Source organism: Frigoribacterium sp. MCBA15_019 (genome assembly GCF_001864945.1).
In the GTDB taxonomy this organism is placed as follows: Bacteria; Actinomycetota; Actinomycetes; order Actinomycetales; family Microbacteriaceae; genus Frigoribacterium.
Map to the genome: position 1 here is coordinate 102158 of NZ_MJGS01000002.1, position 16163 is coordinate 118320.

The following is a 16163-nucleotide window of genomic DNA, read 5'->3' on the forward strand; positions in this document are numbered from 1 at the left end:
CGGGGCGGGACGGGCCGTCAGGCGGGACGGGCCGTCAGGCGGGACGGGCCTTCAGACGGGCTCGGCCGCGGCGGCGAGCACCGTGGCGATCGTGCGGGGGTGGGCCAGCACCCGGAAGTGTCCGCCCGCGTGGAGGCGGACGTTGACGGCGCCGGGCAGTTCGCTGCCCTCGGGGATGTGCGGGTCGAACTCGCCGAAGACCGAGGTGATGCGGCCGTTGACCGACTCGTCCCGCGCGAGCAGCATCGTCGTCGCGTCACGGGGCGAGAAGGCCCGGAGCGCGGGCAGCACCAGCCAGGTGGCGTAGCGCGACCCCGAGAACGGCGAGCAGACGGCGACCATCGAGCGCACCCGCCGGGTCTCGTCGAGCAGCGCCATGACGTACTTGCCGATCAGGCCGCCCTTGCTGTGGGCGACGATCACGACGTCGGTGAGTCCGTGGGTGAGCAGGTACGCGGCGACGTCGCGTGCGGTGGCCTCGACCGGACGGCTGTTCCAGCGCAGGTCGTCCAACACGTGCACGGGATGGCCCTCGGCGTGCAGGCGTTCGATCATCGGTCGCAGGAAGGACCAGGTCTCCCACACGCCGGGGATCACGAGCACGGGCCGACCGGTGCCGCCGAGGTAGCGGTCGGGGTCGCGCGGACTCGTGACGGCGCGCAGCTGCCAGACGGCGGCGTAGGCGTAGTCCTGCACCCACCACACGGCGTGACGGACGAGGACGCGGAGGTGGGACACCACCCGACCCTAGGCCCGGACCCGGCCGGGTGCCGAGATGTCACGACGTGCCGCTCACCTGTAGAGGTGAGCGGCACGTCGTGACATCTCGACCGGTCGGGTCAGGCGCTGTCGGGGTCGAGGACGAGCGTCGTGCCCTCGAACAGGTGCTGGGCGTCATCGATGACCTGGAGGCCCTGGTTCATGAAGAGGAGCGCCGAGACCGAGATGCCGAAGCGCTGGGCGACGACGTCGATGAGGTCGTCGGGTGCGACGGTGTACCGCTTGGGTGCCCCCGACGCCGTGGTCGCCTCGAGCGTCCCCGAGGCGAAGGCCACCGCACCCGAGTCGACCGGGACGATGTTCGTCTGCCGCGGTGGCACCGACCAGGCGACCGGGGCGACGGCGAGCACCTTGCCGGCCGAGATCTCGACGGGGACGTCCGAGGAGGTGCTGGTCGAGTGGACGACGAGCGTCGAGAGGTACGAGGGCTGGCTGATCGAGCCGAAGCTGCCCGAGGCCGCCGTCGGGGTCGTGACGGACGCCCCGAGCTCGACGCCCCCGTCGCCGCCGTACGTGACGCCGTCGCCGACGGACGGGGCGACCTGGTAGAACGCGACCCCCACCGGGACGGGCAGGCTCGAGGTGGCGTTCGTGAGCTCGGTCGCGTAGGTGTCGTCGCCTCCGGCCACCACGCGGTAGTGCAGGTGGATGCTGCCCTTGGGGGAGGCGAGGTCGCCCTCGGCGACGACCGTGCCGGCCGCGACCGGGGTGATGAAGGGCGCCGGCACGGCGGCGTCCTGCGGCGGAGGGGTGGCCGCCCGGGGCGAAGGCGTGGCGGAGGCCGTCGGGGTCGGCGACGGGGTCGCGCTCGGGGTGGGCGTCGAGGTGCGGGCGACCGTGGTCGGGCGCGCGGACTCGGTCGGGGCGCCGGCCGCGAGCGGGGCCGAGTCGCTCGTGAACAGGACTGCGCTCACGACGACGGAGACGAGGGCCGTGGCGGCGACGACGCCACCGATGATCGCGAGACGGCGGCGCCCGGACCGGGGTGCGGGTCCGTCGTCCTGGTCGTCGTCGGTCGCGCTCGCCGGGTCGGCCGACGACGCGGCCGCGGCACCGGCCGTGCCTGCGGCGCCGCGGTGCGACCATGCGACGAGCCGGGGTTCGGTGCCGTCGGGCGCGTGGTCCGCGGCGGGGTCGTCGCCCGTGTCGGACGCGCGGGGCGCGAAGAGTTCGTGGCCGGGCGTGACGTCGTCGTCGCCCGCCCCTGGTGCGTGTCGTGCCATGGTGCCCCCTCGGCGATGATCCTAGGGGACGGGGTGGGCCGGGTCGAGACCGATCGGTCCGGTGCCGGTGCCGGCACCGGGGCGGGTACGAGCCTGGAACAGCCTGTGAACCCCGGCGGTGGGCGGATGCCCGGCCTACCGTCACGGGGGTACCGGGTCAGTCCGGTCGACCCACAACCAGGAGGTACGTCATGTCCGTTGGCGACAAGGCAAAAGATTTCGTCCAGAAGGCTGCCGGCAAGGCCGAAGAGGCCGTCGGCAAGCGCACGGACGACGAAGAGCTCACGAAGCAGGGCCAGAAGGACCAGCACATGAGCGAAGAGCGTCTCGAGACCGAGAAGGCCAAGGACGACCTCGGCCAGAGCTGATCGTCCCGCCGACCCCGGTCGGCACCCCGAAGGGCCCGACATCCGCGGATGTCGGGCCCTTCGTCGTCCGCCCGCGTCCTGGACGCGGGCCTAGCCGGCGTCCGGCTCGTGCCGGAAGAGGTGCCGCTGCACCGCGAGGGCGAGCGCCCTCAGAGCCGTGGCGTCCTCGGTCGAGAAGCGCCGCGCCTCCGTGTCCATGACGCAGAGCGCGCCGACGCGCTGACCGTCCGGGGCCTCGAGGGGGTAGCCGGCGTAGAACCGGATGCCGGGTTCGCCTGCGACGACCGAGTAGTCGGCGTAGCGCGAGTCCAGGCTGGCGTCCTCGATCACCAGGTGACCGGTGCGTCGGATGGTCGTGTCGCAGAACGACTCGGAACGGGGCAAGGCCAGGGCGTCCGTCCCCGACACCGATCTCATCTCCTGGGTGTCGCTGCCGATCAGGGTGACCGCCGCGAGGGTCGTGCCGAAGAGCTGTCGGGCCCGGTCGGTGAGCTGGTCGAGTTCGGGGTCGTCGTCGGTTCCGCGGAGTCGCTCGAGTCGGTCGAGGGAGCGGAGGCGGGCCTTCTCGTCCGCCTGCACGGTGTCCTCGGCCGCCGGGCGCGCCGGGTCGAGACCGTCACTGATGTGCAGGGCGATCGGGGCGGCCCACCGGGCGTAGACGGGAGCGCTCTCGGCCTCGAAGGCGTGGCCCTCGGCCTCGGGCACGAAGACCATCGAGGGATGGCTGGCCACGACCCGCCGCATCACGTCGTTGAGGCGGACGGAGTTCCGGTCGACGAGGCGACCGAGTCGCGGCGGGAAGTGCGGGTTCACGGTGAAGGACGGGATGCCGAGCACGTAGGTGGTGGTCGCCGTGGGAGCACGGCTCGCGATGTCCGTCAGCAGTGCCGACAGGTCGTCGGCCCAGGTCGCGACGTCGATCAGCGACAGGGCTTCGTTCGCGCCGAACGACAACACGATGGCGTCGAAGCGCGCGAGGTCGATCTCGGCGACGGCCGTCGGACCCTGCCGGACGGTCATCCGACCGTCGACGACGATGTCGACGTCCGTCGCCCTCCCCGTCAGCGCCGACAGGCTGCGGGCCAGATGACCGGGCAGGCCGAGCTCGTGGGTCCGGACCCCACGGCCCGTGGCCACTCCGTCACCCACCAGCAGCACGCGATCGGGGTCGGTGCCCGGCGCGTGCAGGTGGGGCGAATCGGTCGCGACGACGTGGCGCTCCCACGAGTGGGGGCTCGCGGTGAGCCAGGTCCGGATCAGAGGGCGGGCGAGAGCGTGGGTGACGGCGGACAGCATGGAGGCCTCGCATCGGCGGGAGAGATGCCGTCACGGGGACGGCTCGAAGAACCCCCCGTCACGCGATCGACGATGCTGGCCTGGTCCGACCGAGCGTAGGCAGGGACCGCCTCCTGCGCATCCCGACGGCGGGGGGCTTGACAACGCGCTTCGCGGAGAATCGTGCAGAGTGTGCAAAACGCAGGCCGATCGTGCTTCGGTGGAGGCATGAACCGCTCGTTCCGTTCCCTCGTCCCCGCCGCGGTCGTCGTGGCGTCCCTCGCCGTCGTCGTCTCGGGCTGCTCGTCGTCGAGCGGCCCCGAGACGACGGCGACCCCCACCGTGACCGTCACGGCCTCACCGACGCCCGGCACGTCGACACCCACCGCCGCCACCACGGCGACGCCGGGCCCCGACGGGGCCTCGGGAGGCGGTGGCGACCTGGGCGACGACGCCACGGGCGACGCGTCCTCGCGGTGCACCGTGGGCGAACTCACCGCCGAGATCGCCGACGGGGGCGGGGGCGCGGCCGGCAGCTACGGCGTCGCCATCATCCTGACGAACAGCGGCCAGCGCTCCTGCACCCTGCAGGGCTGGCCCGGAGTCTCGTTCGTCGGCGACGGGAACGGCACCCAGATCGGTGCCTCGGCCGCGCTCGACCGCTCGTCCTCGCACGAGGCCCACACGCTCGTCCCCGGTGGGGAGGTGCAGACGATCGTGCGGATCGCCCAGACGGGGAACTACGACGCGTCCGAGTGCCGGCCGCAGGCGACGGACGGGTTCCGTGTCTACCCGCCCGGCTCGCTCGAGTCGATCTTCGTCCCCGCGTCGGGGTCGAGCTACGAGGCGTGCGCGAACGCGCAGGTGCAGCAGATGACGGTCAGCGCGCTGGCCACCTTCTGACGCCGCAGGAGTCCGGCCGGCATCCATCCGAGAAGACGCGGATCGTCCTCCCGTGGGCGACGGTTCGACGTCTCGGGGTCCCCTCGACGGGTGAGGTCATCCTCGAGGGGCACGGTCTGCGACCCGCGGAGGACGCGTGGCGACGCCGGGCGTTCGTACGCTGGCACCTCCTCGAAGGAGAGCTGCCATGACCGAGACCCGACTCGACCGCCCCACCGTGCCGACCGCCCGACGGCAGGGGGCCCGGGCCGGGACGGCGGCCCGCGCCGCCGGTCGGGTCGCGGTGGTGGCGGCCGGAGCCCTGGTGCTCGGCGGCCTGACCAGCCCCGCGCAGGGCTTCCTGCCCGAATGGCTCGGAGGATTCGCGAACTCGTCCGGTGGCTGGTCGATCCTCGTGTTCGCGCTGGTCGTGACCGCGCGGGCCCGTCCGGCCCTGTCGGCAGTGCTGGGTGCCGTGGCGTTCGTGCTGATGGTCGAGGGATACCGCCTCGTGTCGGGGTGGCGCGGTTTCCCCTACGACGAGCCGTTCCAGAACGTCTTCACGATCCTCGGACTCCTCGTGGGCCCGGTCATCGGCGTCGGCGCCGCCCTCCTCCGATCGTCGTCGCCCACCTGGCGGACCCTGGCGGTCGCACCGCTCTCGACGGTGCTCGTGGGGGAGGGACTCTACGGGCTCGTCGTCCTCGACCAGGGACCGGGGGCGATCTACTGGGTGATCCAGCTGGTCCTCGGCGCGGCCTTCCTCGCCTGGGGTGCGATCCGCACCCGGTCGTCCGCCCGGACGTGGGTGCCCGTCGTCACGGCGGGGTCGGTGGTGGCCCTGTCGATCCTGTTCGTCGTCGCGTACACGGCCCTCCCTCGCCTGCTGATGTGATCGGCCGGGTCGTTTCTCCGACGGGACTCGACCCTCGCCTCCTGGGTGGCCGGCGACGCCGAGGCCCGGGTCCGACGCCGAAGCCCGGGCCCGACGCCGGTGTCGGTGTCGGCTATTCCTGGCCGGTGCCGCGGCGGGGTGCCGCGATCGGCGTGGGACGGGGGCGGCCGTGACAGGAGTCAGGATCTGCCGACGGGGTCGGTGCCGGGGCGGGGTGGGCTCACGACCGGCCCGCGCCACGGGGTCCGACCGGTACGGCCCACGGCCTAGAGGCGGGCCTCGGTGCGTCGCGGCTTCAGCCGGTCGGGCGCGTCGGACGCGGCGACCCACTCGCAGGTGAAGGTGCCGCGGTAGCCGAAGAGGAACCCGAGGCGGTGGTTGTGCACCTCGAGGTCGACGTGGAACGACTCGTCGTCGTCGGACCACCACTCGTGCAGCTCGGCCCGACCGCTGAACAGCATCGGGAAGCGGAACGAGACGGGCCCCTCGTGGAAGCGCTGCGCCTCGGATCGCAGGACGAGGCCGCCGCGGTCGTCGACCGTCAGGTCGAGGTCGACCGCGAGGTGCTGGTGCGTGCCGAGGTAGTCGAGCACCCGCCCACGGTCGAGCACCATCGTCGCGTCGAAGCGGACCGGGCGTCGGCCCGCGCGCCGACGCGGGACGCTGTACGAGCGGACGAAGGTGACGGTCTCGCGTCCGAGCCCGTCGCGGTACGGGTAGTTCTCGATGACGAAGGGCACGTCGTGGCCGACGTCGGGCACGAGGATGTTGCGCAACCGCCCGATCTGCAGGAACGGCACGGTCCACCACGGGCCCCGCCGGATCGACGACATGACGCCCCGGCCCACGCAGGCCTCGCCCGAGTCCAGGCCGACGCCGAAGCGCCGCTGCATCATCGGGTGCAGGCGGGTGAACTCGTCGCCGAGGGCCTGCTCGAAGATCGAGGTCATCGGGGTGACCGCCTCGCGGGGTCGGGCAGCGTGGCCAGGGTGACCGGCGCCTCCTGCAGGTGGTCGCCCGCGCGCGTGCCGCCCGCGGGCGCACGCAGGGTGCGGGAGGCGCGGGGGCGGTCTCGACGCCAGAACGCGAGGGCGCTGGCGAGCGGCCACCGCTCGGGTTCGTGGCCGGTCTCGAGCCAGAGGCGCAGGCGGTCGAAGCTGAACGCCGTCGCCCAACCGAGCAGCGGACGCACGACCAGGTCGAGCGGACCCCAGCCCGAGTCGTAGTCGTACCCGGTCACGAAGCGCGTCCGCCCGTCGGCCGTCGGCAGGTAGCGCCAGTAGCCGCGCCCGGCCCGGATCGGCGAGAGGACGTCGTCGGTCGCGAACCGCAGGGCCGAGGTGCGCGAACCGTCGGCGCCGTGGCGCTCGCCGATGCTGACGCCCGTGCCCTCGACGGTGTGGACGGGCGTGCGACGGACGTAACGGAACGGGGTCGACCCGTCGGCATCGGGCGGGCCCGGGGTGATGCTCGAGAAGCGGACGTCCCAGCGGACGTGCTGCGCGGGGTCCTGCGTGGCGGCCCAGACCCGGTCGAGGTCGGCGTCGATCACGGTCTCGACGTAGATCTGACGTTTCCCCACGATGGCGAGGCTAGGGCATGGTGACGGCCGGCGGAACGCCCCGGTACGCGGGTCGTGGCCGGTTCTAGGCTCACCCCATGGACGAGAGCTTCGAGACGGTCCGTGACGCGTTCGGGGCGGCGGCGCGATGGTTCGCGGAGACGGTTCACGAGCTCGACCGGCCCCCGGCCCCGTGGGAGGCCCCGGCCCTCGGCGAGTGGAGCCGCCGAGACCTCGTCGGGCACACGTCGAGAGCCCTGCTCACGGTCGAGCAGTACCTGCGGCCCGGGTCGTCGGAGTCCGTCCGCCGGAGCGTCGACTACCACCGGGCGGTCCGGGGCGGCCGCGCCGATCCGGACGAGGTCGCCGAGAGGGGTCGGCAGGCGGGACGCGACCTCGGCGCCGACCTGCCCGAGAGCGTCGACGTGGTGGTGCGACGGGTGACCCGTCTGGTGGCCGGTCGGGCCGCGGACGCACGGGTGGAGACGCCGGTCGGCGAGTGGCGGCTCGCGGCGTACCTGCCGACGCGCGTCCTGGAGCTCGTGGTCCACACGAGCGACCTCCGGACGGTTGGCGGGCTCGACGGGCCGGCCCCCGAGGTCGCGAGTCGTCAGGCGCTGGTCGTGCTCGGCGCCCTCGTGGCCGATGCTCCGTCGGCTGACGCACCGCGCCTCCTGACGGCCCTGACGGGTCGCTCGGCGCTCGCCGCCGGGTACACGGTGCTCTGACGGCGCTGCCGATTTGCCGCGGAACGCGTCGAGCTGAACGGCCGTCGCCGACCCGGCGTCAGGGCCTGGCCCCTGGGGTTCAGCACGCCGACCAGCAGCCGAACGGCAAGGGTGTCGTCAGATCGGCGTGGGCGATGCCCACGGCTGCGGCGACGCCGGCCGCGGCGAAGAATGCTGCCGAGATCCATCGTTCCCGCAGGCCGTTGGCGACCGCGAGGAGCGCCCCTCCGACCAGGACGTCGGCGAGCACGGCGCAGACCGTGACCTGGGCCAGGGACTGGGTGTCGGGGCCGCCGACGAAGGTCTCGGCAAGCGTGCGGACGACGCCGGCGACGATGGCGATCCCGCCCAACAACCCGGCGACGATGCCGGCCGTGAAGACGAGTTCTTCGGCAAGAGGTTCCAGACGGAGCAGCCGTTGGTGACGACGCGAGCCGAGATGGCCGAGGAGGTCGTCGTCGACCTCGTCGGGCAGGACCAGGTAGCGACGGACGGCACGCTCGGTCTCGAACCCTCGCAAGGACTTCTCGAGGCTTCGGCGCTCCCGAGCGTCGAGTTCGTCGGGGTCGTGCGCGCCCCATCGACCCGCCTGGTCGGGCATGCCTGCCCGGCGGTAGAGGTCGCGAAGCGCCTCCCGGTACGCGATCTCGCGCGGTTCTCGCCGGGCCCATACGAGCAGCGAGTCCCATGCGCCGCGGTGATTGCCGTCGTCGAACTGCGCCGTCGCACGCGCGATGACGTCGCTGCTCGATCGAGTCGACACGGGTCGCCTTCCGATGGGGGGCTGCGACATGATGCCACGGCTCCGCGCTTCATGACGCGCACGACGGCACGGGCTCGCATGTGCCCGATACTGAACACGTGGCGGGCGAGGTGGTCGGGTTGGGGCGGGCCGTTCGCCGTCGCCTGCGCGAGACGACGTGCCTTGCCTGCGGGCACGCGTGGGAGGAACACCCGGGTGGTCACGTCGGAGCCGGCGAGGTCTGCGGTGAATGCGAGTACGAGCGGGACCACGGAGAGGTGCCGGTCGATCGTGCGCTTTGTCGGCTGACGGTACCCGATGCGATGTTCGCGCGTCTCACCCCACGGGAGCGGGACCGGGCGAGGCCCCTGGCGCGCCGACTCGGAGACCGCATCGGGCGGGGCCTGGCGCACGTCGTGGACGCCGTGCTCAGCGCATGGCCCTGAGTGGCGTCGTGACTGCCGGGGTCAACGCTCGCGCACGCAGCCGCCGTCGGCCGCGTCGCGACCGGGGCGCAGGCCGGGGCCATCGACGACCCGGGTTCGAGGTCGGTGTCGGTGTCGGCAATTCCGGGCTGGTGCTGCGGCGGGGTGCCGGGATCGCCGTGGGACGGGCGCGGCCGCGACAGGAGTCAGGATTTGCCGCCGGGACGATGCCGCAGCCGCGCGAGGCGAGCCAGGCTCGGCGTGCGGGCATGGACTGCGATCACCGCGATCCTCGGGGCTGCATGAGCTGCGTCTGCTGCCTTTGCAGCGTCGGCTGCGTCCGCTCTTCGACCCTGGGGGCCTCGCTCGTCTCCTGATCCGGTACGTAACGGATCAGGCTGGCGAACGGATGGCGGGGTCGCATCCTCGAAGGGAACGGCCGAGCCTGTCCTTCACGGATCACCGTGCTGGCGAGTCGTCGATCCGCTGGAACAGCACGTGGTCCTGCCAGCGGCCCGCGATCTCGAGGTAGGACGGGGCGATGCCGTACTGCTCGAAGCCGGACTTCCGCAGGACCCGTTGCGAGGCGACGTTGTGACGGAGCGTCCCCGCCTGGACGCGGTGGAGACCGGCCTCGCCGAACGCCCAGTCGACGGCCTCGCCGACGGCCGACGTCATGATGCCCCGCCCGTTGCGGTCCTCCGACAGCCAATAGCCGAGGTCGCAGGACCGGAACGGGCCACGGGCGATCCCGCTGAGGGTCAGCCGGCCCACCACGGCGCCCTCGTCGACGATGACGAACGGCTGCGCCTCGCCGCGGGACCGTTGCGCCAGCAGCGACGAGATGACCGACAGCTGCCCCTCGGGCGTGAAGTAGGCGTCACCGCGCACGGGGTCCCAGGGAGCCAGGAACTCACGGTTGCGCGTCAACGCTCGTGCCAGCTCGGGGGCGTCTCGCGGGTCGATCAGGCGGAGGTGGGAGGACATCGGTTCACGCTACCGCCGGCGAACGACGGCGACGGGCCTCGACGCCGCCGGAGTCGACGCGCTACGAGCGCTCGTCAGGCCACGGCCCCATCGCGTTCAACCGGGCGAGGAACTCCTCGAACCGGGACGGGTCCGTGCGCCCACTCAGCGTCTCGCCGAACCACACCGTCCAGATCGCGTCGACCCGGTCGCCGGTGATGCCTCGAGCCACGATCAGCTCACGCACCATCGGGACGGCCTCGAGTTCGTACTCGTCCCAGGGAGCGCCGTCCTCGGCCCCGGGCTCCAGTCCGTACGGGTCGAGTGCGTTCAACTCGACGAGTACGCGGTCGACGAGGTCCCGCCAGGCCTGGCTGCGGCGCGGTTCGCCGACGTTCGCGTCCCGTCGGCGCGGGAACCCGCGGAATCCCCTCACCACGGTCGATGCTTTCGGCGTTCAGGCCCTCAGGCCCTGGGCCGGTCGAAGCGGGCACCGGCGGGCTTCGGGCCGAGCAGCGACAGGATGAAGAGGACGAATCCGCCGAGGTAGGGCACGAGGTTGATCAGCTGCAACCACCCGCTGAGGTCGATGTCGTGCAGTCGTCGGGCTCCGAGGGACAGGAACGGCACGATCGTCCCGAAGAGGAGGACCGCGAAGACGAAGCCGAAGGGGATGAAGCCCGGCCCGGGGTTCATGGTCCCGTCGTAGTCCGTCGTGCTTCCGGGGATGCCCGCGAGGAACCCGACGATGCCGAGCACGATGTAGAGGATCGTGTTCGCCAGGACGACCCACCAGTACTCGCTCCGGCTCGCCCGCCCCGAGAAGTCGGCGTACTTCTGGAAGAACCGCTTCACCGCGGCGACCGGTCCGGCACCGTAGAAAGGCGCCCAGAGGGGGACGCCCCCTCCCTGGCCTGAGACGGACCCCTGCGGCGGCTGGCCGTACGAAGGCTGACCGTAGGAGGGCTGACCGTACGAAGGCTGGCCATGGGCGGGCGGTGCGTACCCGGGCTGCTGGTACCCGGTCGGCGGCTGCTGCGGCTGCTGCGGCGGGTAGTTCATCGGCGGCGGCATGGGCGACCCGTACGGCGCCTGCTGCCCGTAGGGCGAAGGCGTCGGCTGCCCGGCTTGAGGCTGCCCGCCCTGGGGCTGCCCGCCCTGGGGCTGCCCGCCCTGGGGCTGCCCGCCCTGCGCCTGCTGCCCGTACGGCGGCACCGCCCCGTCCTGCTGGTCCGCTCCGTCGTTCCTGTCGGTCATGAGATCCCCCTCGTCCGTGCCGCCCACCGCGACCCCGCCACCCTATCGAGGCGCCGCCTCGCCCCGTCGTCCGGACGACGACGGCATGCCGGGGGACCAGGAGGCGCGGTCCAGCACCGAGGACGACCCCGTCGTTCGATCGGTCGCGCCCACCCCCTGAACACGATCGAGTGGTCCCGAATCGTCCGTCGTCGTTCGACGGCAGACGGAACGGGACCACTCGACCACCACCGGAGGTGTGCCTAGCTGGCGAGGTTCAGAACCGCGTAGTCCGCCTCTTCGGGCGTGAACTTCTCGCCGTACTCACTCGTCAGTTGGTCGCGGATGGCCTCGGGAGACATCGCCATGGTCTCTTGGTAGGACTTCGCCTTGGCGAGGGCATTGGCGTTCCAGTCCGCCTGGATGGTGTCGATGGCGTATTGGGCGGCTTCGGGCGTGAACTGGCCGCCGTACTCGGAGACGAGTTGGTCGTAGATGCCTGCCTTGCTCATGTTGAGCATGGAGGAGTAGCTCTCGGCCTGGATCAGCGCAGAGGCGTACTCGACCGGCACCGCGGGGGCCACGGGCTCGGGTGCCTGCGTCTCCTGGACTGCTTCCGTCGTCTCGCTGGGGGCTGGGGTTGCCACGTCCTCCACGGGAGCCGAACTCTCGACGGCAGCAGCGACGGGGGCATCATCTGACGCACCGCTCAAGGCTGCGCCGAGGCCGAAGGTCACGCCCACGGACACGATCGTGGCGACGGCGCCGAGCACGACGCCTGTGACGGCCATGCCCTTCGACTGCTGCTTGCGAAGGGCGAGCACCCCGAGCACGATGGCCGCGATGCCGACCAAGGCGCCGAAGACGGGGACGAGGCCGAAGAGGAAGGCGCCGATGCCGACGACGAGCGCCGCGATCGCGAGACCCGCGGCTTTCTTCACAGGTGGGCCTTGGGGCGGGAGGGTCGCGGTGGCCGTGGGGTAGGCGGTCGGGTCCGCGGAAGGCTGGTTCGGGTCGGTCTGGTAGGGCCCTGAGGCTCCGTACCCACCGGTATCGGGTGTGGTCATGTCGAGATGATGACAGAGCCGAGAGTTGCTCTTCTTCGCTTTTCGGGCGGGCATCGGGTGACGCCGAGGACGAAAGAACGACTCACCCGCGATCGAGTGGGCAGGTGTCGTCCTTCATCCACGAACGGAGAGCACCTACCGCCCACTCTGCAGGCAGCGCAGCGCCGGGAGGAGCGCGCGGGGGGCGATCAGGCGGCGGGGGCGCGGGCGGGCGGGCGCGGGGTCAGCCCCAGCCGCCGAGGTAGGCGGCGACGCTGGGCTCGCCCGTCACGGGCGTGAGCCAGTCCACGGAGGCGCGGTGCGAGACGAACGCGACGCCCGCCCCCCAGCGTCGGGCGCGCAGGGCGGCGCGACGCGACTCCACCGTCACGAGCGCGCGGCCCGACGGGTCCACCAACTCGACCGTGCCGAGCGACCCGACGCCGACCGCGTCCGTCGTCGTCCGCAGGTCGCGGGCGACGTCGTCCCCGAGCCCGACGGCCGCGGCCAGCGCCTGCACCCGGGCGTCGTCCGAGCCGTCGGCCTCCACCGCGGGCAGCACCCGGACGGGCCCATGGAACGTCACGACCACCCGCGCGCTCCCCAGCCCCGCCGCCGCCGCGCCCGTCGACCGGCCGAGCACTCGCTGGTCCGCCTCGAACACCGACGCCACGTCGTCCGGCACCACGACCGTCACGTCCGGCATCGCCGCCAGCACGCTGTCCACCGCGACGAACGCCGCACCGGCCGAGATCGGCGTCCCGGCGTCGGCGACCAGCTCGACGCACACGTCCACGGCGCGACTCCGCACCCCGAACCCGCGGGAGCCCTGCACCGCGATCAGGTCGGCGAGGCGCAGGGTCTCGCCGTTCTTCTCGGCCTGACGCCGCGCCTCCTCGTCCTCGCGAGCGCCCGCCGAGCCCGCCGAGTCCGCCGAGCCCGCCGAGCCCGCCGACCCGGAACCGGCACCCGCCGCGCGCCCCGCCCAGTCCGGCCCGTCGTGCCACGCCACGGCACCCGGCACGTGCGCGAAGACGCCGCCGGCGAGCCAGGCGCGGTGCGCCCACTCCCAGTCCTCGCCGCCGTAGCTGGTGAACGACTCGTCGAAGCCGCCGACCTGGTCGAAGAACCAGCGGGTGCAGCAGGTGACCGCCCCGATCAGGTGGCGGTACGACCGGTCGTCGGCGTGCAGCAGGTCGACCGACCAGCTGTAGGCCTGCTGCAGCCAGCGCGGCTGCTCGAGCTCGTGGGCCGGCCCGGCCGCCTCGACCGGTTCGGAGACCGGCACGGCGACAGCGCCGACGCCACCGCCGCCGTCACCGCTCAGCACCCCCGCGAAGTCCGCGTGCTTCCGCTGCCCGACCGTGACGGCCTCGGGGGCGAGCGCCGGCAGCCGCGTCAGCCGCAGGACGTAGTCCGGCTCGGGCGACGTGTCGGCGTCGACGAAGCACAGCACGGACCCCGACGACGCGGCGACCCCGACGTTGCGGGCGGCCGAGAGCCGGAACCCGCGGTCCTCCTGCACGATCAGCCGCACCCCGTCGGGCACCGTGGGTGCGGTCGGCGACCCGTCGTCGACGACGATCACCTCGAGCCGTTCGGCCGGGTAGCTCTGGCGCGCGAGCGCCGCCAGCGTCCGGTCGAGCTCGGCCTGCTGCCGGTAGTGCACGACGACCACCGAGACGAGCGGAGGCAGCTCGGGCCACACCCCGTCGAGGGCGTCCCAAGCGTTGCCGACGACGAACCGCCCGCCCGCAGGAGGCGCGGTGCCGGTCGCGTCGGACACCGGCGACCCGGCGTCGCGGCTCACCAGCGCACCCCCTCGGCCCACCACGCCGCGTAGGCGTCGGCGACCTCGTCGAGGCCGGGCAGGGTGCGGGCGTCGTCGTCGAGCCAGGTCGACGCCGGGTCGGCCAGGGCCGTGGCGATCGCGGCCGCCAGCCCGTCGTCGGGGTAGAGCGTGAGCGTGCCCGGCCGCAGCGTCGCCATCTCGCGCGAGTACCTCGTGTCGGGCACGAGCGGTCGTCGCCCGGCCGCGATCCAGGTCGCGATCGATCCGGAGGCCGACACGTGCTGGTGCGCCGCCACGGGCACCGATGCCCGCCGGGCCCGGTCGAGCAGCGTCGCGTCGTCGAGGTAGCCCGTCGCGCCGAACGGCACGCCGAGCGCGGCGGCCTCGTCGACCAGCTGCTGCAGCTCGGCTTCGTGACCCGAGGAGGCGCGGCCCAGCGCCACGACGCCGGTCGCGTCCGACTCCGGTCGCGTCGCCCCGCTGCCGTCCCGGTCGCCGGCGTCGTGCCGAGCGGCCCCGAGTCCGGCCACGGCCGCCACGACCTCGGCATGCCCCTTGCCCGGGTAGAAGAACCCGATGACCGCCACGTCGCCGTCGGGCTCGGGTCGGGGGCCCGTCAGCGGATGCCGGTCGACGGGCAGGGGGATGACCTCGACCGGGCCGTCGAAGCCGACCCACTCGCGCAGGAGGGATCGCTCGTGCTCGCTGTTGACGACGACGCCTCGCGCGGCGGCGACCACGCGACCGTAGGCCTCGCCGCGCCTCCTCAGGTTGCGCTCGCCGTCCGACGGCTGGGGCAGGTCGTGCAGGGTGACGGTCAGGGCCGTCGTGTCGGCCAGGTCCTCGACGACGTCGGCCGCGGCCAACGGAGAGGGGCCCCAGAGCCGGTCGGTGAACTGCAGGTGGGCCCGCGGCACGGTGACCTCGACGGTGTCGGCGTCCGGCACCTCGAGCAGGTCGGCGACGTCGAGGGAGAGGTCCCGCCCGGTGCGGGCCTCGACCGTCGCGGCGATCTGGGCCGCGTAGGTCGCGACGCCGTGCTGCGGATCGTGGTGCGTGACCACCACGGGCAGCTCGGCGAGGCCGCTCGTCGCCGCCGCGCCGTCCCGCGCGGTCGAGCGGGCCGAGTCGCGCGCGGTCGCCTCGCGGGCCGAGGGGTCGACCGCCGCCCCGCTCACGACGCACCCCACAGCGCGAACGTGTCGGCGTGGCGGGCCAGCGCGGCCTCCACCGCGTCCGGGTGCTCGGCGTACCAGGAGAGGTGCGCGCGACGGACCTCGTCGGCGTCGACGCGCTCGCCACCGACGACCCAGTGGTCGGTCGGCTCGTCGTCGAGGCCCCAGGCGTCGATCACGGCCTGCTCACGCGGGGCGTGCACGCTCGCCAGCACCGGTCGGCCCGGGTCGACGACGTGCTCGGGCAGGCCGAGGCGTTCACGGACGCGCGAGGCGAGGGCCGTCCAGACCGGGTTGCCGGGGTGGTTCAGGGTGCGCATCTGGTCGAAGCGCGGCGTGCCGGTGCCGTCGGTGCCCGCACCGACCTCGAACAGGTCCGAGGCGACGACGGTGTCGTGGGCGACCTCGCGCTTCCGCAGTTCGGCCAGCGACAGCTCGGTGACCGACCGCACGACGGCGGGCGTCAGGGCGTCGGCCAGGAGCGGCCGCCCGGCGGCCTCGGCGATCAACCGGACGTCGTGGTATTCGACCACGGGCGGGACGAGCGAGACGTCGCTCGGCGGGCGGACGATGACGTGCGCGGGGTAGAGGCCCGCGAACCGGACGACGGGCACCCGGACGACCCGCGCCTCCCGGGGCAGCATCGCGGCCAGCTGGGCCGTGCCGAGCGGGAGGTCGTGGTAGTCGTCGCGCACCGGCTGCGAGACCAGCAGGCCGGCCCGGCCGAGCCACCGCTCGAGCTGCGGCAGGTCGGCGGCCGTGAGTTCGTGCACGGGTGGCATGCGGACGGTCGTGAGGCCCGCGCCGTCGAGGAAGATGCGCAGCGACTCGGCCTGGCAGTTGCCCACCACGAGGGCGATCGCCCCGTCGCCCTCGGGCTCGCTCAGACCGTAGAAGTCGCCGTAGTGACGGGTGCGGCCGTCGGGTTCGGTTCGCTGTTCGGACATGCTTCCCTCCGGCCCGCACTCGGAACGGACAAAGGGGGTCGCGCGGGCCTATGTTGAGTCAACAGCGACTTCCCCGGTCGCGTCATCCTTTCCCGCCGCCAGCCCCGGCACACCTCACCCGC

Annotated in this window: 17 protein-coding genes; 4 read left to right on the plus strand and 13 right to left on the minus strand. The window is 73.1% G+C overall.

Features of this window, described 5'->3' with window-relative positions; translation table 11 throughout:
• Positions 1-51 precede the first annotated feature (51 nt).
• Together BIV04_RS05410 and BIV04_RS05415 are read right to left on the minus strand one after the other, a co-directional pair.
• A complete protein-coding gene (locus BIV04_RS05410; protein WP_071255302.1) occupies positions 52-738 on the minus strand; it encodes an alpha/beta fold hydrolase in 687 nt (228 codons plus the stop codon).
• 101 nt (positions 739-839) lie between these two features.
• On the minus strand, positions 840-2003 hold the full coding sequence (locus tag BIV04_RS05415; protein WP_071255004.1) for a LysM domain-containing protein: 1164 nt from the start codon (positions 2001-2003) through the stop codon (positions 840-842).
• A 191-nt stretch (positions 2004-2194) separates the two neighbouring features.
• Here BIV04_RS05415 and BIV04_RS16700 point away from each other — a divergent pair, with 191 nt between their 5' ends.
• The gene (locus BIV04_RS16700) at positions 2195-2371 is read left to right on the plus strand and encodes a CsbD family protein (RefSeq protein WP_143048571.1); all 177 of its coding nucleotides are present in this window, start codon (positions 2195-2197) and stop codon (positions 2369-2371) included.
• Positions 2372-2461: 90 nt separating this feature from the next.
• Here BIV04_RS16700 and BIV04_RS05420 read toward each other — a convergent pair whose 3' ends face one another.
• Positions 2462-3667 (minus strand): GDSL-type esterase/lipase family protein, encoded by a 1206-nt coding sequence (locus BIV04_RS05420; protein ID WP_071255006.1) that lies wholly within the window; start codon positions 3665-3667, stop codon positions 2462-2464.
• A 207-nt stretch (positions 3668-3874) separates the two neighbouring features.
• Here BIV04_RS05420 and BIV04_RS05425 point away from each other — a divergent pair, with 207 nt between their 5' ends.
• Positions 3875-4549: a DUF4232 domain-containing protein gene (locus BIV04_RS05425; RefSeq protein ID WP_071255008.1), complete on the plus strand. Its 675-nt coding sequence runs from the start codon at positions 3875-3877 to the stop codon at positions 4547-4549.
• A 187-nt stretch (positions 4550-4736) separates the two neighbouring features.
• Complete coding sequence (locus BIV04_RS05430) at positions 4737-5423, plus strand: DUF6518 family protein (RefSeq protein WP_071255009.1); 687 nt, start codon at positions 4737-4739, stop codon at positions 5421-5423.
• A 266-nt stretch (positions 5424-5689) separates the two neighbouring features.
• Here BIV04_RS05430 and BIV04_RS05435 read toward each other — a convergent pair whose 3' ends face one another.
• Positions 5690-6373, minus strand: coding sequence for a DUF4166 domain-containing protein (locus tag BIV04_RS05435; RefSeq protein WP_071255012.1), 684 nt, complete (start codon positions 6371-6373; stop codon positions 5690-5692).
• Complete coding sequence (locus BIV04_RS05440) at positions 6370-7005, minus strand: SRPBCC family protein (RefSeq protein WP_083396180.1); 636 nt, start codon at positions 7003-7005, stop codon at positions 6370-6372. The genes BIV04_RS05435 and BIV04_RS05440 overlap by 4 nt, the downstream gene beginning before the upstream one ends.
• A 77-nt stretch (positions 7006-7082) precedes the next feature.
• On the opposite strand from BIV04_RS05440, the gene BIV04_RS05445 reads away from it, so the two are divergent.
• Complete coding sequence (locus BIV04_RS05445; protein WP_071255013.1) at positions 7083-7712, plus strand: maleylpyruvate isomerase N-terminal domain-containing protein; 630 nt, start codon at positions 7083-7085, stop codon at positions 7710-7712.
• A gap of 79 nt (positions 7713-7791) precedes the next feature.
• Here the strand turns inward: BIV04_RS05445 and BIV04_RS05450 are convergent, their stop codons facing one another.
• The 8 genes from BIV04_RS05450 to BIV04_RS05490 form a co-directional block, all read right to left on the minus strand.
• The gene (locus BIV04_RS05450; RefSeq protein ID WP_071255018.1) at positions 7792-8475 is read right to left on the minus strand and encodes a hypothetical protein; all 684 of its coding nucleotides are present in this window, start codon (positions 8473-8475) and stop codon (positions 7792-7794) included.
• An 863-nt stretch (positions 8476-9338) separates the two neighbouring features.
• Complete coding sequence (locus tag BIV04_RS05460) at positions 9339-9866, minus strand: GNAT family N-acetyltransferase (protein WP_071255021.1); 528 nt, start codon at positions 9864-9866, stop codon at positions 9339-9341.
• A 61-nt stretch (positions 9867-9927) separates the two neighbouring features.
• A complete protein-coding gene (locus tag BIV04_RS05465) occupies positions 9928-10284 on the minus strand; it encodes a hypothetical protein (RefSeq protein WP_071255023.1) in 357 nt (118 codons plus the stop codon).
• 26 nt (positions 10285-10310) lie between these two features.
• Positions 10311-11102 carry a DUF805 domain-containing protein gene (locus BIV04_RS05470; protein ID WP_255364167.1) on the minus strand — a complete coding sequence of 264 codons (792 nt, stop codon included), beginning with the start codon at positions 11100-11102 and terminating at the stop codon, positions 10311-10313.
• Positions 11103-11344: 242 nt separating this feature from the next.
• Complete coding sequence (locus tag BIV04_RS16390; RefSeq protein WP_255364168.1) at positions 11345-12022, minus strand: Ltp family lipoprotein; 678 nt, start codon at positions 12020-12022, stop codon at positions 11345-11347.
• A gap of 349 nt (positions 12023-12371) precedes the next feature.
• On the minus strand, positions 12372-13937 hold the full coding sequence (locus tag BIV04_RS05480; RefSeq protein WP_255364169.1) for a glycosyltransferase family 2 protein: 1566 nt from the start codon (positions 13935-13937) through the stop codon (positions 12372-12374).
• Complete coding sequence (locus BIV04_RS05485) at positions 13934-15097, minus strand: hypothetical protein (RefSeq protein WP_143048572.1); 1164 nt, start codon at positions 15095-15097, stop codon at positions 13934-13936. Before BIV04_RS05485 ends, BIV04_RS05480 begins: the two co-directional genes overlap by 4 nt.
• Complete coding sequence (locus BIV04_RS05490) at positions 15094-16041, minus strand: WcbI family polysaccharide biosynthesis putative acetyltransferase (protein ID WP_071255027.1); 948 nt, start codon at positions 16039-16041, stop codon at positions 15094-15096. Before BIV04_RS05490 ends, BIV04_RS05485 begins: the two co-directional genes overlap by 4 nt.
• Positions 16042-16163: the final 122 nt, after the last annotated feature.

Bases quoted from the DNA above. Each gene is read 5' to 3' on its own strand.
- BIV04_RS05430 (WP_071255009.1), top strand. From the start codon at position 4,737: ATGACCGAGACCCGACTCGACCGCCCCACCGTGCCGACCGCCCGACGG.
- BIV04_RS05435 (WP_071255012.1), bottom strand. From the start codon at position 6,373: ATGACCTCGATCTTCGAGCAGGCCCTCGGCGACGAGTTCACCCGCCTG.
- BIV04_RS05470 (WP_255364167.1), bottom strand. From the start codon at position 11,102: ATGACCGACAGGAACGACGGAGCGGACCAGCAGGACGGGGCGGTGCCG.
- BIV04_RS05445 (WP_071255013.1), top strand. From the start codon at position 7,083: ATGGACGAGAGCTTCGAGACGGTCCGTGACGCGTTCGGGGCGGCGGCG.
- BIV04_RS05490 (WP_071255027.1), bottom strand. From the start codon at position 16,041: ATGTCCGAACAGCGAACCGAACCCGACGGCCGCACCCGTCACTACGGC.
- BIV04_RS16700 (WP_143048571.1), top strand. From the start codon at position 2,195: ATGTCCGTTGGCGACAAGGCAAAAGATTTCGTCCAGAAGGCTGCCGGC.
- BIV04_RS05420 (WP_071255006.1), bottom strand. From the start codon at position 3,667: ATGCTGTCCGCCGTCACCCACGCTCTCGCCCGCCCTCTGATCCGGACC.
- BIV04_RS05415 (WP_071255004.1), bottom strand. From the start codon at position 2,003: ATGGCACGACACGCACCAGGGGCGGGCGACGACGACGTCACGCCCGGC.
- BIV04_RS05425 (WP_071255008.1), top strand. From the start codon at position 3,875: ATGAACCGCTCGTTCCGTTCCCTCGTCCCCGCCGCGGTCGTCGTGGCG.
- BIV04_RS05460 (WP_071255021.1), bottom strand. From the start codon at position 9,866: ATGTCCTCCCACCTCCGCCTGATCGACCCGCGAGACGCCCCCGAGCTG.